Origin of the sequence: Pseudoalteromonas sp. MMG010, from assembly GCF_018100905.1 — a bacterium.
In the GTDB taxonomy this organism is placed as follows: Bacteria; Pseudomonadota; Gammaproteobacteria; order Enterobacterales; family Alteromonadaceae; genus Pseudoalteromonas.
Genome location: NZ_JAGJEG010000012.1, coordinates 30,135 through 46,054, shown reverse-complemented (window position 1 = coordinate 46,054; position 15,920 = coordinate 30,135). Strand labels below are relative to the sequence as shown.

The following is a 15,920-nucleotide window of genomic DNA, read 5'->3' as shown; positions in this document are numbered from 1 at the left end:
TATAATTTTATGTACCAATTTTATATTTGATTGTAAGAGGGAAAATGAATAACGAAGTCATCAACATTTTAACCATGGCAAAAGTAATACAAACCGCCGTTGCACCGGTTTTTTTAATTACAGGTATTGCTGCAACACTCGGTGTTCTTTCAAATCGCTTGGCACGTATTACCGATAGAGCCCGCCAGCTTGAGCGCAAATTAAAAGTAAGCCTAGATGAAGAATTTAACCACTCGCTCACCACCGAATTACGCGCGTTATTAAAGCGTTCGCGGTGTATTCATATCGCCTTTAGTATGAGCGTATTAAGTGCACTTTTAGTCTCAGCTGTTGTTATGCTGCTTTTTTTATCACATATACAATCTGTTAATTTAGGGATCACCATTGGTAGTTGCTTTGTGATTGCAATGGCCTTACTTATTTGCTCATTTTTATCATTATTAGGCGAAGTGTTTTTAGCAACCCGAAGTATGCGCCGAGGCATGATATTTGCCGATATAGATACCAGTGAATAATAGATATTTGTTGATTGAACGACTTTTTCTTGAATTAAAGCACTCCCTCATATACAAATGGTAGAGTCGAGAATCATTTACAGGATAATAAACATGAAAATAAAACAACTTATTACGGGTATTTTACTATCTACATGCGCACTTAGCGTATCTGCAAACACCGCATTTAAAGAACCAAGCGATGCGATTAAGTACCGCCAAGCTGCATTTTCTATGATTTCGGTACAAATTGGTGATATGGGTGCCATGCTAAAAGGCAAAGTACCTTTTGATGCAGAACAATTTAAAATGCGTGCAAATAATGCCGCTGCATTATCTAAAATGCCATGGGAAGCATTTTATGCTGGCACTGATAAAGGCGATACTTCAGCCCTTGCTGCTATTTGGAGCGAAAATGAAGCATTTGTAAAAAAAGCCGCTGCATTTGCTGAAAACGCCGATAAATTAGCACTTGCTGCGCAAACTGGCGAAAAAGCTAAAATTGGAAAAGCATTTGGTGCATGGGCTAAAGGCTGTAAAGATTGTCACAAACAATTTAAAGATTAAAAATATAAAAAACCCGCAACTATTTTCACAGCTGCGGGTTTAACACTATAAGGGGAGAATCAGTGTACTGGTTTTACTTTCCTTCTATTAGGTTACCAGCGCCAATTTGTATTTTTCGAGGTTTTAATGCCTCAGGTATCTCACGCTCTAAATCAATACTTAGCAAGCCATTTTCAAGCCCTGCGGCTAGTACTTTAACGTGATCTCCTAACTGAAATTTTCGTTCAAAATTGCGTTCTGCAATGCCTTGATGAATAAATTTACGTTCGCTATTTTCATCTTTATTTGCCTTAGTACCAGAGACTTTCAAAGTATTATTTTCAGACTCAATACTTAATTCGTTTTCGCTAAACCCAGCAACGGCCATTGTAATTCGGTATTTATCATTATCGAGTGCTTCGATATTGTATGGAGGAAAACTTGGTTGCTTATCGGTTCGAGCGGCCGCATCCATTAAAGATGCAAGGTGGTCAAAGCCAATGAATGAACGATAAAGTGGTGATAGATCGACTGTACGCATAATAATATCCTCATATTTAAGCGATATATTTGTCAAAACTTTTCGGTTGAACAAGTTAGACAAAAAATTAAAAATTAAACTTAATTGGTTTTTCATAGGACCCATCAGGCGTCCTACTTAAAGATATAAGGATAGAAAAAAGCATTTCAAGGCAGATTTATAAATTTTTTTTAGGCGGTAAAATTAACAGTAAAAAAAAGAGTGTTCTTAAACATTGTTTAAGTAACACTCTTTAAATAACAATAAGTACTTAGATAATTTATAAAAAATTATCTAAGTGACTAATTATTAACAATTTATTTAGCTAACTTCACTACCAGAACACGGGCAATCTTCTTTATTTTTCTTATAGCATTGTTGATAGTTAAACCAATGCGCTACCGCAATAAAAGCAGATCCAATCAGTGTTAATGCTTTTTCGGCCACTTCATTGCCAAGTAACACTGCAAATATCATAAAGGCTAATCCGGTCACACCTGCGACTATATAGCGTGAACGCTTATGCTTTTTACAACCCAAGCTCAAAGCAAATAAGCTGGTAGGTAAAACAGCAGCAAGGATCCATAAATGAAACTGCTCATTATCTAACTGCAAAGCAGCTAAGTTTGGCAACATAGCTAAAATCACAGGCGTTGCAAAACAATGCACTGTACACATTAACGACAACCCAATGGCCATGCGATCCATTAAACTTTGACTAGATTTCATTATTTCCTCTATTAATCAACATGTTAAATGCTTGTAACTTGTTACTTCAGTAAACTTTTTTAAAACATATTTAAATAACATTTGTTAATTCAACTTGATACATTATAACATTTCAAGCGCTATTGATATAGTATAACATTTCGAGGAAGAAATTAACAATGAAAAAACGCTCACAACTCGCTATTTTAATAGCCGCCCTGCTACCCGCCAGTGTATTAGCAAATACCATTGAAGGTACTGTGATAAACAGTCAAGGTAATGCTGTCACTAATGCAGAAATAGAACTCGAAGGTTCTGATATAAAAGTTGCTACAGATAGCCGTGGCAAATTTATTATAAGCAAATTAAATCAAGGACTTAAAGAGTTTCATATCGTTGCTCCTGGTTACGCACATTTACACCGAGATATCACAGTCAATACGGATGAAACGCTTAATGTATCGTTTACGCTAGAGCGTTCTCCGATAGAAGTTATTGATATTGAGGCAACGCCAATACATATGTCAGCAATGGAGTCTGCGGCTCCGGTAAGTGTATTATCGGGTGAGCAATTAAGACGCCAGCAAGCTGCAACACTCGGTGATAGTCTTGAAAAACTACCCGGTGTAAATACTAATTTTCATGCAAAAGTGGCCAGTACCCCTATTATTCGTGGTTTGAGCGGACCTCGGGTATTGATCACACAAAATGGCCTTGATGTGAGCGATGTATCGCGGGTCGGTCCCGATCACTCTGTAGCTTCAGAGGCATCAACAGCACAACAAATCGAAGTATTACGTGGCCCAGCAACTTTATTTTATGGCAGCGGTGCCATAGGCGGCGTAGTCAATGTGGTTGATAACCGCGTACCGACCGACAGCACAACCCGTGGTGAGTGGAACCTAGAGCATAACTCTGTTGATAATCAAAAAGTTGCTTCATTTAATGCCACTACAGGTACCGACTCTTTTGCTTTTTATGCAGATGCTTTTTGGCGCGAAGCCGATGACTACGAAATCCCTGTTGCAGCCGAGCTCGATCACGATGACCATGAAGAACATAGTGGCGATTACACTGTTGAAAACAGTGATGAAGAATCAGATGGCTTTACGCTAGGTGCAAGTTATTTGATGGATGAAGGCTTTATTGGTTTAGCCGTTGAAACGTTTAATCGTCAATATGGGATCCCGGGTCATAGCCATGGTGATGAAGAAGAAGATCACGATCATGACGAAGAAGAAACCACTGACGAAAATGTTTATGCCGACTTAAAGCAAACTAAAGTGCAATTGCTTGGTGAATACAACTTAGATAATCAATGGCTTAACAAAATCAATCTACGTGCTGGTTACACAGACTATGAACATGCAGAAATTGAGCTTGGTTCAGTAGGCACAACATTTAAAAACCAAACCAGTGAAGTGCGTATAGATGCGTTACATCGTCAGTTTAATGAGTGGAATGGTGGTTTTAGTATTCATTACAAAAACAGTGATGTAGAAGCCCAAGGTGAAGAAGCCTTTACACCGCCATCACAAACGCAAAGCATTGCTATTGCGCTTATGGAAGAAAAACATTTTGGTGATTTTTTAGTGCAATTAGGTGGGCGTATTGAACACGTAACCTTAAATGCTAATAACGTATTATTACCTAGCCTCGATGCTCATGCTCATGACGACACTGACGTTGAAGATGAGCATGACCACGACCATGATGATGAAACGCAATTTATACGTGTTTTTGATGCAAAGCATGAGTTTACACCCGTTAGTTTATCAGCCGGTGTAGTATGGGATTTCACCCCAAGTTATAACCTAGGACTTTCGGTATCACGTTCAGAGCGTGCGCCTTCAGCGTCAGAGTTACTGTCATTTGGACCTCATATTGGTACTGGATCTTATGAAATTGGCGCATTATTTGATATTAACGAAGCTGGTGATTTTGACTTATCAGCGCACCCTGTTGATTTAGAAACAGCCAACAATATTGATTTAACCTTTCGTAAAACCCAAGGTGATATTGGCTTTATTTTTAATGCTTTTTATAACCAAGTAGACAACTATTTTTACCAAATAGACACTGGTTTATATGCCGAAAGTGCACATGACCATGCAGATGAAGACGAGCTAAGTGAAGAAGACGAACACACCTCAGAACTGCCTGTTTATTTATTTAAAACAGACGATGTAGTTTTACACGGGTTTGAGGCACAAGTTGCATGGCAACTAAATGACGAGTTTAAACTTAATGTATTTTCTGATTACGTACGCGCACGCTTACAAAGCGGCGGGAATTTACCGCGTACACCGCCACTTCGTTTTGGCAGTGAGCTGAGCTATAACAGTGAAAAAATCAGTGCAAATATTCATATAACTCGCTATCAAGATCAAGATCGCACCGCCTTAGAAGAAACAGCCACAGATGGTTACACCCTTATTGATGCAAGTGTTAGCTATGACCTTTCAGTGCTTAATCAAGATTTATCACTGTATTTAAAAGGCACCAACTTAACGGATACAGAAGCCCGTGTGCATAGCTCATTTTTAAAAGATCTTGCCCCTCGTCCAGGGCGTAGCTTCGCACTGGGTATTCGCGGTTATTTCTAATTAATACAAATTTTAAATAAAAGGAAATCAACATGACTAACCTATTCAGACTAAAATTATTAGCAATTGCAATAAGTAGCACACTCATTACCGCCTGTGGTGATGCCGAAACAACTATTGTTGAAAAAGATCCGATTGCGGTCGTCGATGACGAGCACGATCATGACGATGACGACGATGATCACGACGATAGCTATACTATCGACTCACTTGGCAGACTGGCCGTATTTGCTAGTGACAGTAATGAAGCCAGCTTTTTTGATTTAGACGACAATGAACTCCTTGATACTTTTACCTTAAACAGTAGTTCAAACACGTTATCAGCATCGCCTGATTTTCGTTATGCCATTATTACAAACCGTGAGCAAGATTACTTAGGGTTTATAGATAGTGGCATGTGGCGTGAAGATCATGGTGAACATTTGCATGATTACGAACAAGGCCCAGCATTTAGCAGCTACGAGCTAACAACGGGTAGTCGCCCGACTCATTTAATGACCCATGACGGACAATTAGCCATATTTTATGATGGTGACGCAGATTCGGGTACACCGGCCTCTGTTGAAGTCCTCACAGATAGCGATATTAGTAATGCAACAGCAACACTACCGGGTATTAGCTACGATATAAATATGCACGGTGTGGCTGAACCCCGCGGCGAACATTTACTATCAACGATACGCCGCGACGATGCCGATAACACATCGGTTGCTAAAGTACTGCCAGATCAAGTGGGGGTTTATCATTTTCATGATGGTGAATACGAACTTGAACAAACATTAGATCTTACGTGCCCTGATTTACATGGTGCAGCACAAAATCATGACTATGTTGTATTTGGTTGTGGTGATAGCGTATTAGTAGCGCATCAACATGACGACGAATACGAAGCCGAAAAAATAGCAAATATAGAAGCGGTAGGCACTGAACGCATTGGTACATTATATGGCCACGAAAATAGCGACACTATTTTTGGTGTTGCCGCAGGACACGATGGCAGTGGCTCAGTACTGCTGAGCATTCATCCTGAAAGTGCCGAAATGGAAGAAGTAGAATTGCAACTAGCCGATGGCGCAAGTGCGGTATCGTATTCTTTTTCAGCCAGTGGTGAACACTTTTTAGTGCTCGACAGCTTAGGCTTTTTAAATGTACTGACGGGGCATGACCATGATGGCGAAATGCACTGGGAACTTGCAGGCCAAGTTGATATTACCGAACAAGATGTAGCAACCATGCCTGAAGGTTTAAACTTTAGCATGACCGTGGCGCAAAATGGTGAGTTTGCCTATGTAGCCGACCCCATTGCTCAACATATTGTGCAAGTACACCTAGAAGACTTAAAGGTTGAAGGTGAGTTAGAACTTAACTTTCCACCAGCAAGTATTACTTGGTTAGGTATTGCTGAGGCAGAAGACGAGGACGATCACGACCATTAATTTTTATGCCTAAGCGCCTCATTAGCTTGATGCCTTAGCATAAAAATACTCTTACAAAGGTTGGCGTTTTAATGCCAACCTTTTTTATTTACATTTTGTAACAGACCACTTATCGCAACTGCACCGTTATTTGTTTTTTATTGTTATGATGTAACAGTTTTCGATATAGGATGTAAACTCATGAAAAAAATAACCACATTAGTAATGGCCATGGCTGCAACCCTTGCACCTTGGGCATCAGCTTACGAAACAAAAGACACACGCTTAATGCGTTTTCCCGACATTCATAATCAGAATGTGACCTTTGTATATAGTGGCGATATTTACATTGCCAACACACAAACGGGCGCCAGCAAGCGCTTAACCGATCACATAGGCTTTGAAACCTTTCCAAAGTTTTCGCCCGATGGTAAACGCATTGCCTTTGCCGCAGAATACAATGGCAGTCGTCAAATTTATGTTATCAATAGCGATGGCTCTAACTTAAAACAACTCACTTACTATAACGATGTAGGCCCAATGCCACCGCGTGGTGGCTTTGATTACCGCGTTTTAGATTGGACACCCGATGGTGAAAACGTTGTGTTCCGTGCTAACCGTACCCCTTGGGGTAAACGCATGGGTCGTCCGTATATGGTCCCTGCTAATGGCGGATTAGAGCAGCCTTTAGCTATTCCAGAAACCGGTGGCGGCATGCTATCGCCAGATGGTAGCAAATATGTTTACACGCCCATTGACCGTGAATTTCGTACTTGGAAACGCACCCGTGGTGGCCGAGCACAAGATGTGTGGATTTATGATTTAGAAAAAAACACCTCAGAGCAACTGACTACTAACCGCGCAACCGACCAGCAACCGACTTGGGTTGGCGATAATATTTATTTTGTATCTGACCGCGATTACACCTTAAACATGTACCAATATCGCAAAGGCAGCGAGCCTAAAAAACTCACTAACCATAAAGAATTTGACGTACTTTGGCCATCAGCAGGACCCCATGCTGTCGTGTACGAAAATGGAGGTTACCTATACCGCCTTGATGCAAAAACACAAAAAAGCAGCAAGCTAAGCATTAATATTGCTGGCGTACGTCAATATGCCATGCCGTATAGCAAAAATGTAAGTGACTTTGTTGACTCAATGTCGATTTCGCACGATGGTAAACGTGCATTATTTACTGCTCGCGGTGAGTTATTTAGTGTTCCCGTAAAACAAGGCCCTACACGTAATTTAACCTACACACCCAAAGGTCGTGAAATTGACGCAAGTTGGTCGCCAAATGGACGCTATATTGCCTACATGAGTGATGAAACTGGCGAATACGAAATCTATTTAAAAGATCGCAGTAACAATAATGCGATTAAACAGTTAACGAGCAACGGGACAATTTGGCGCTTTACCCCTATTTGGTCACCCGATAGCTCAAAACTCCTATTTGCAGATAAAAACCACACACTTTGGTGGTTAGATGCAAAATCGGGTAAACAGCATAAAATAGACACCGGAATATACGACGAACAAGGTATTCGCCAATATACTTGGTCGCCAAACAGCCAAGATATTGTGTTTGTTAAAAATAACGAAAATCGCTATGCCTCACTGTGGCATTACAACCTTAAAAAGAAAAAGGTAACTCGCTTAACCGACGAAATGAGCAATGAGCAAAACCCCACATTCTCACCCGACGGTCAGTACCTTTATTTTAGCTCCGAGCGCGACTTTAATCTTGCCTTTAGCAGCTATGAATTTGACTACATGTTTAATCGCGCCACTCGACTATATGCAGCCGCTGTAAACGAAAGCATTAAGCCGCTTATTGCCTTACAAAGTGATGAAGCTGCCATTGTTAAAGAGCAAAAAGATAAAAAAGACGACGGCAAAGTTAAAAATGCACTACAAAGCAATAACTTTATGCAGCGTGTTACCGCACTAAATGCCCCAGCGGGTGATTATAGAGGCCTAACCGGCGTTAAAGACGGCGTACTAACCTTGGCAAATGGTGCGCTACAACTTATTGGCACTGAGCACGATAGTAAGTTAGAAACCATCGCCAAAGGCGTAAGTAATTACACAATTTCGAGCAATGCCGAGCATGTGTTAGTTAAAGCAGGTAAAAACTTTAGCTTAATTGAACCAAAAGCAAACCAAGACTTAGCAGCCAACACGTTAGATTTAAGTAAAATGACACTTAAAATTAACCCGCAACTCGAATGGCAACAAATGTACGTAGAAGGGTGGCGTACACTACGCGATTGGTTCTACGACGAAAATCATCATGGCCAAGATTGGGATGCTATTTTAGCTAAATATCAACCTATGGCTGATGCCATTAGTCATCGCAGCGACCTTGACTATGTACTGAGTGAAATTGCCGGTGAAATTAACTCAGGCCATATCTACGTACAATCGGGTGATATGCCAAAAGCCGCGCGTAAAAACCATGGCTTACTAGGCGCTAAATTAGCCAGCGACCCTTCTGGTTATGTAAAAATAGAGCATATTTTCAAAGGCGAAAATTGGCATAGTGACTTCCGCTCGCCGTTAGGCACTACAGGCGTTAAAGCCCACAATGGCGATTACATTATTGCTGTAAATGGCCGTTCGGTTAAAAACGTTGCTAACTTTTACGAGCTACTTGAAAACACCCAAGGCGAGCAAGTAGAACTGGTACTTAACACTAAACCACGTAGCAAAGGCGCATGGCAAGTAACGGTTAAACCAGTAGCAAGCGAGCAAGGCTTACGTTACCTAGACTGGGTAAACTCACGCGCAGCCTACGTTAATAAATTATCAGATGGCCGTATTGGTTATGTACACTTACCGAATACCGCATTTGAAGGTAACCGCGCCATGTTTAAAAATTACATGCCGCAAACCACCAAAGACGCCATGATTATTGATGACCGATACAATGGCGGTGGCTTTATCCCTGAGCACATGATCACATGGCTTGCCCGTAAACCACTTAACTACTGGAAACGCCGCGGTGTAGAACCGACTAAAACCCCGCAGTTCTCGCACGATGGCCCTAAAGCCATGCTCATCAACGGCTATTCAAGCTCTGGTGGCGATGCAATTCCTTATTACTTCCGCCAAGCCGGACTAGGTAAGTTAATTGGTACGCGCACATGGGGTGGCTTAATTGGTATTTCAGGTAACCCAAGTCTTGTCGATGGCGGGCAAGTCATTGCGGCTACATTCCGTATTTTAGATAACGAAGGTAATTGGATTATAGAAAACGAAGGCGTTGCGCCCGACATTAAAGTAATCGACCGCCCAGAGCTTATTTATAAAGGCCAAGACCCATCAATAGAGCGAGCTGTAGAAGAGCTATTAAAGGAGCTTAAAGCAAACCCTAAGCAACCTTTAGTAGTGCCACCAGCGCCATCTAAGTTTTAATTTACTGCATAGCAAAATAAGTTAACACTAATAAAAACCCTGCAAATTTGCAGGGTTTTTTATTAAGCTTGAATTTGCGTAGGTTGACTATAGGTGAAACGAACTTGTAGTTAAGAAATAAGGCAACAGAGTTTCAGGCACAAAAAAAGGTGCATAATGCACCTTTTTAATTTTAACAAATTAATTATAACCTATTGATTTTATTCAACTGTAACCGATTTAGCTAAGTTACGTGGTTGGTCAACGTCAGTACCTTTAATTACTGCTACGTAGTACGACAGTAACTGTAGTGGTAATGTGTACACAATTGGCGCAATGATGTCGTCGGTATGATTGACGTTAATTACACGCATGGTGTCGTCTGATGCAAAATGCGAGTCGATGTCGGCAAATACATAAATAATACCGCCACGGGCGCGAACTTCTTCTACGTTTGATTTAAGCTTTTCTAGTAATTCATTGTTTGGCGCGACAACAATAATTGGCATGTCGGCATCAATAAGGGCTAATGGGCCATGTTTAAGCTCACCTGCGGCATAAGCTTCGGCATGAATGTACGAAATTTCTTTAAGCTTAAGCGCGCCTTCCATTGCAATTGGGTATTGCGAACCACGACCTAAAAACAGTGAATGGTGTTTATCGGCAAACTCTTCTGCAAGCTCAGCTATGCCATCGGCAAGTAATAATGTTTCTTCAAGTTTAGCTGGCAATACTTTTATAGCGTTTACAATGGCACTTTGGTTTAGGCATTTTTCTTGCGCTATAGACGCAGTAAGCATTAACAAACCAACTAATTGTGTGGTAAATGCTTTAGTTGATGCAACGCCAATTTCAGCGCCTGCTTTGGTCATAAAGGCAAGGTCTGATTCGCGTACAAGCGATGAGCCGGGTACATTACAAATGGTCATTGATGCCATGTAACCTTGCTCTTTAGCTAAGCGTAATGCCGCAAGTGTATCGGCTGTTTCACCCGATTGCGAAATAGTAACAAGTAAGCTGTTTTCATGCACAAACGATTGGCGATATCTAAACTCTGAGGCAATTTCTACGTTACAACTTACGCCTGCAAATTGCTCAAGCCAGTAGCGTGCAACCATGCCTGAGTGATAAGACGTACCACAGGCAATAATTTGCACGTGTTTTACATCTTTAAATATTTGCTGGGCGCTGTCACCAAAGGCATCAATGGCAACACGGTCATCGTTTAAACGCCCTTCAAGCGTATTACGAACAGCCACTGGCTGCTCATAAATTTCTTTTAACATGTAGTGACGGTAATCACCTTTACCTGATGCATCTTGTGTGATGTTTGATTCAATCACTTCACGCTCTACCGCGTCGCCATTCTCATCAAAAATTTCTACGCTGTCACGAGTAATACGTGCCACATCGCCTTCTTCTAAAAAGATAAAGCTGCGTGTAACGGGTAATAAAGCAAGCTGATCTGAAGCAATAAAGTTTTCGCCAAGGCCTAAACCAATAACTAATGGGCTACCTGAGCGAGCAACAATAATTTCGTTGTCGTTGGCTTTATCGAATACGACAGTACCAAATGCACCTTCAAATTGCTTAACCGCAGCTTGAACAGAAGCTAATAACGAGGTGTGCTCTTTACGCAGCTTGTGAATTAAGTGCACCATAACTTCGGTATCGGTTTCAGATAGGAACTCGTAACCTTCTGCTTTAAGTGACGCACGTAAGCTGGCGTGATTTTCAATGATACCATTGTGTACCAGTGCAAGTTGATTGTTTGATACGTGCGGGTGGGCGTTTGCCTCTGTTACGCTACCATGTGTTGCCCAACGAGTATGTGCAATACCGGTATGGCCCGATACACCGGCTTTTTCAAGTGCAGCTTCTACGTTCACTACTTTACCCACGGCTTTAACCGTATTAAGCGTTGTTTCCTCTAAAAGAGCAACACCAGCAGAGTCGTAACCACGGTATTCGAGGCGCTTTAACCCTTCTACTAAAATTTTATTAACCGGGCGTTCTGCAACGGCTCCAACGATTCCACACATAATCTCTCCAATAATTTTTAAATGTTGGCCACTTTGTGGCTACTATATAATCTCTGCGCAAATAAGTTTTACACCACAGGCTTCAATTGCTTTGCGTTTATCATCTGCTAAGCCGCTGTCGGTTATTAATGTGGTCACTATTTGCCATGGTAATTCTAAATTAGGTATTTTTCGGCCAATTTTATCTGACTCAACCATAACGATGACTTCGCGCGCGGCTTTTGCCATTACTTGGCTTAACCCAACTAGCTCGTTAAACGTCGTCGTGCCACGCTTTACATCGATGCCATCGGCGCCAATAAATAATTGGTCAAAGTCGTATGAGCATAAAACATGTTCGGCAACTTGCCCCTGAAACGACTCTGAATGAGGGTCCCATGTTCCTCCGGTCATCAAAAGTGTTGGCTCGTTTTCTAATGCCAAGAGCCGATTAGCAACTTTAATAGCATTGGTCATCACGACCAGTCCGCGCTTATTAGCCAGCTCGGGGATCATTGCTGCGGTAGTACGCCCACTATCAATAATAATACGGTTATGATCTTTTATAAGTGCTGCCGCGGCTTTAGCAATCGCCACTTTTCGTTTAGAGTCTATTTCTTCACTAACAATTTCTTTAGGCAGTGCAATCGCACCGCCATAGCGACGTAGTAATAAACCACTTTTTTCAAGCGCTGTTAAATCTTTACGAATGGTGACTTCTGACGTTTGAAACTGCTCAGCTAACTTATCTACAGCCACTTCTCCTAGCTCGTTTATTTGCGCCAAAATTAGGTGTCGACGTTGCTGGGTATTTCGTTTGGTCATAAGTAACACATTTAAGTTTCGTTTCGAAAGTTAGCGCATTTTAAACGAAACAAACTAAATGGCAAGTGAACGTATAAAAAATAAAGCCGCTTTCATCAATATATAATAAAGGTAGAATGGACTCTGCCCTTTATCGCCTGATTAAAAATAATTTATATGTACATATTTAACAGTTTAAAAAAAGAATATTTAATGCTTAGAAAGCACGCTGGCGAAATCTGCCGCTTGTTTTCAAAAAGCCCTAGTAAGGGTAATTTAAAACGAGTTAAAAGTTTATTTTCTCACAGCGGCGAAGGCGTAATTATTGAGTCTGGGTTTCATTGTGATTACGGCTCACAAATACAAATTGGTGATCGTACTTTTATAAACATTAACTGCACGATGTTAGATGCACCCATTATTGAGGGCAACATTACTATTGGTGATGATTGTTTAATAGGCCCTAACGTTCAGCTTTTGGCTGTATCTCATGCGGTTAACCCCACTGAACGACTAAAAAAAGAAAACTTTACAGCACCGATTACTATCGGCAATAACGTGTGGATTGGCGCGGGAGTTATCGTTTTAGCGGGTGTTACTATTGGCGATAACGCGGTTATAGGAGCAGGGTCGATAGTGACCAAAAATATTACTGCAAATACAGTGGTAGCGGGTAATCCCGCAGTGAAAATTAAAGATATTTAATTGTATATATTGTAGGTCGTCGTTTACGGCGACAATAACTTAAACCCTTAAATTATACATTTTACGCGCTGAAGCACGTCCTACATAATCTCAAATACATTCGTAGGTCGTCATTTATGGCGACAATAACATATACACTTAAGCTACATTTTACGCGCTGAAGCACGCCCTACATAATCACAAATACATTGTAGGTCGTCGTTTACGGCGACAATAACTTAAACACTTAAGCTACATTTTACGCGCTGAAGCACGTCCTACATAACCCCAAACACATCCGTAGGTCGTCGTTTACGACGACAATAACTTAAACCCTTTAATTATACATTTTACGCGCGGAAGCACGTCCTACATAATCACAAACACATCCGTAGGTCGTCGTTTACGGCGACAATAACTTAAACACTTAAGCTACATTTACGCGCTAAAGCACGTCCTACATAATCACAAACACATCCGTAGGTCGTCGTTTACGGCGACTACGCCTTGCGAAGTTAAGCTTACAAATATACTGAATTCCAATACGGGTAATCACCTATTGTGCTAACCAACTTCCGTCTTAATGGGTTTGCAGCAATATACCTTGCTATTTCAATCCTATTTTCTTCTTCTCGCAGCGCATGATCATAATACGCTCTTTGCCAAACAGGCTGATTTTTACTTCGTACTTTATTGACTTCCCGAGCAGATGCCCCTTTTAAATGGCCTACAACAGTTCCTAATTCACTTGATGTTAATTGCAATAAACCATGGAAGTGATCAGGCATTAACACCCAAGTTAACCAACGACATTGATACTTGAGCTCATTACTAGCAATACATCTACAAAAGGTATTAGCATGATCGGAATTACTAAATATTCTTTCTCTGTGGTGGCATGTAAAGGTAATGAAGTATTCACCTGATTGAATTGATACGCGCCCTTTTTTTAAGTTACTCCAGCTCATTTGATAAACTCCTTTTCCCCAAAGCAAAAGTAAAATATAGCCTATTAACGCGCTAAAGCACGTCCTACATAATCGCAAATACATCCGTAGGTCGTCGTTTACGGCGACAATAACATAAACACTTAAGCTACATTTACGCGCTAAAGCACGACCTACATAATCACAAGTACATCCGTAGGTCGTCGTTTACGGCGACAATAACATAAACACTTAAGCTACATTTACGCGCTGAAGCACGTCCTACATAATCTCAAACACATCCGTAGATCGTCATTTATGGCGACAATAACTTAAACCCTTAAATTATACATTTTACGCGCTAAAGCACGTCCTACGGTAGGTCGTCGTTTACGGCGACAATTAGTTCGCAATATATTTGGTAATAACCATTACTCAAATTTAACTCACTCTATGTTAAGCTAGCCTGCTTTAGGTTAGCTGCATTTATATTTTAAGGGTAGGTTAGTACGTGTTTTCAAATAAATTTATTCGCATTTTTGCCATTTCGATTGTTTTATCTGGCTGTAAAACTACCATTAATAACCCAGATCCAATTATAGAGCCTAACGTTGAACAACCTCAATCGGTTATCGTTACTCCCCCCGCCCATCTACAAGTTGAGCCAAAACAAAGTGTTTCTCCAGAAGAATTAAACGATGTATGGCAACGTATTCGTTCACAATTGAGCTTTGCAGACTCGCAGCACCCAGCGGTTAAAAAACGTATTGACTGGTATTTATTACACCCTAATTATATGGATGAAATAAGTCGCAGAGCCGCTCCTTATTTACATTACATAGTAACCGAAATAGAAAAACGTAAGTTACCGCTAGAACTTGCACTTATGCCTTTAATTGAAAGCGATTTTAACGCCAGTGCCTACTCGCATAAGCATGCTTCGGGCCTTTGGCAATTAACGCCATCGATAGCTAAGTACTTTAAGGTAAATATTTCTCCGTGGTATGACGGTCGCCAAGATGTGGTAGATAGTACCCGCGCTGCGCTAGATTTTATGCAATACCTATATAAACGCTTTGATGGTAATTGGTACCATGCTATTGCTGCCTATAATTTAGGAGAAGGGCGTGTACTAAAAGCAATTAAAAACAATAAAAAACAAGGTAAGTCCACCGACTTTTTTAGTTTAAAATTGCCTAAACAAACCAGCCAGTACGTCCCTAAATTACTAGCGGCAGCACAGCTATTAAAAAGTAAAAAAATGGGATTTCCGCTCATTGCTAACAAACAAGTGATTACAGCAGTTCCTATTAAAGGTTCAGTTATTTTAGATAACAGCCAACAATGGCAAGAAATAGAACTTTTAAATCATGGTGTTATTCGTTTCCCTGCCGTGATTGACGCGCCCCATATTGTTGTACCCGTCGATTTAGAATCAAAGTTTAATACGATGCTAGCCCAGCAAAAAACAAACGATTACAGTCAATGGCAGCACTACACTATTAAATCAGGCGACAGCTTAAGTGTTATTGCTAAACGCTATGCATTAACCGTTAAACAATTAAAAGCATTTAATAACTTAAAAAGCTCACGCATCCAAGCAGGAAAAAAGTTGTTGCTACCCGTATTAGCCGATACCGAAATAGCACATAAAGTAAAATCGGGCGAGAGTTTATGGAAAATAGCCAAACGCTACAACGTGAGTATTAGTAAGCTTAAACAATGGAATAACTTATCGAAAAATCGATTAAACATTGGCGATGTTCTTACAGTTTTTCTTTCTAATAGCTAACTAAA

The 15,920-nt window shown here is 40.7% G+C and carries 12 protein-coding genes; 7 read left to right on the top strand and 5 right to left on the bottom strand.

Annotated elements, in window-relative coordinates:
- Positions 1-44: 44 nt before the first annotated feature.
- Positions 45-515 carry a DUF2721 domain-containing protein gene (locus tag J8L70_RS12550; protein ID WP_211055938.1) on the top strand — a complete coding sequence of 157 codons (471 nt, stop codon included), beginning with the start codon at positions 45-47 and terminating at the stop codon, positions 513-515.
- 93 nt (positions 516-608) lie between these two features.
- Positions 609-1,061, top strand: a complete 453-nt coding sequence (locus J8L70_RS12545) for a cytochrome c (protein ID WP_211055937.1) — start codon at positions 609-611, stop codon at positions 1,059-1,061.
- Positions 1,062-1,134: 73 nt separating this feature from the next.
- On the opposite strand, the gene J8L70_RS12540 is transcribed toward J8L70_RS12545, so the two are convergent.
- Positions 1,135-1,581, bottom strand: a complete 447-nt coding sequence (locus J8L70_RS12540) for an Hsp20 family protein (RefSeq protein ID WP_211055936.1) — start codon at positions 1,579-1,581, stop codon at positions 1,135-1,137.
- Between the two features lie 300 nt (positions 1,582-1,881).
- The gene (locus J8L70_RS12535; RefSeq protein WP_211055935.1) at positions 1,882-2,289 is read right to left on the bottom strand and encodes a MerC domain-containing protein; all 408 of its coding nucleotides are present in this window, start codon (positions 2,287-2,289) and stop codon (positions 1,882-1,884) included.
- Between the two features lie 158 nt (positions 2,290-2,447).
- Between J8L70_RS12535 and J8L70_RS12530 the strand changes: the two genes are divergently transcribed.
- From J8L70_RS12530 to J8L70_RS12520, 3 genes are all read left to right on the top strand, one after another.
- Entirely contained in the window at positions 2,448-4,874 is a 2,427-nt protein-coding gene (locus tag J8L70_RS12530; protein ID WP_211055934.1) for a TonB-dependent receptor, read from the top strand.
- A 32-nt stretch (positions 4,875-4,906) separates the two neighbouring features.
- Positions 4,907-6,310 (top strand): 5-methyltetrahydrofolate--homocysteine methyltransferase, encoded by a 1,404-nt coding sequence (locus J8L70_RS12525; protein ID WP_211055933.1) that lies wholly within the window; start codon positions 4,907-4,909, stop codon positions 6,308-6,310.
- Positions 6,311-6,490: 180 nt separating this feature from the next.
- Complete coding sequence (locus J8L70_RS12520) at positions 6,491-9,709, top strand: S41 family peptidase (RefSeq protein ID WP_211055932.1); 3,219 nt, start codon at positions 6,491-6,493, stop codon at positions 9,707-9,709.
- A 200-nt stretch (positions 9,710-9,909) separates the two neighbouring features.
- On the opposite strand, the gene glmS is transcribed toward J8L70_RS12520, so the two are convergent.
- Complete coding sequence (glmS, locus tag J8L70_RS12515; protein ID WP_211055931.1) at positions 9,910-11,730, bottom strand: glutamine--fructose-6-phosphate transaminase (isomerizing); 1,821 nt, start codon at positions 11,728-11,730, stop codon at positions 9,910-9,912.
- Positions 11,731-11,772: 42 nt separating this feature from the next.
- On the bottom strand, positions 11,773-12,534 hold the full coding sequence (locus J8L70_RS12510; RefSeq protein ID WP_211055930.1) for a DeoR family transcriptional regulator: 762 nt from the start codon (positions 12,532-12,534) through the stop codon (positions 11,773-11,775).
- A gap of 156 nt (positions 12,535-12,690) precedes the next feature.
- Between J8L70_RS12510 and J8L70_RS12505 the strand changes: the two genes are divergently transcribed.
- Entirely contained in the window at positions 12,691-13,218 is a 528-nt protein-coding gene (locus J8L70_RS12505) for a sugar O-acetyltransferase (RefSeq protein WP_211055929.1), read from the top strand.
- 500 nt (positions 13,219-13,718) lie between these two features.
- Here the strand turns inward: J8L70_RS12505 and J8L70_RS12500 are convergent, their stop codons facing one another.
- Positions 13,719-14,165: a transposase gene (locus J8L70_RS12500; protein WP_211055928.1), complete on the bottom strand. Its 447-nt coding sequence runs from the start codon at positions 14,163-14,165 to the stop codon at positions 13,719-13,721.
- A 469-nt stretch (positions 14,166-14,634) separates the two neighbouring features.
- On the opposite strand from J8L70_RS12500, the gene J8L70_RS12495 reads away from it, so the two are divergent.
- Positions 14,635-15,915, top strand: a complete 1,281-nt coding sequence (locus J8L70_RS12495; protein ID WP_211055927.1) for a LysM peptidoglycan-binding domain-containing protein — start codon at positions 14,635-14,637, stop codon at positions 15,913-15,915.
- The last annotated feature ends 5 nt before the right edge of the window (positions 15,916-15,920 follow it).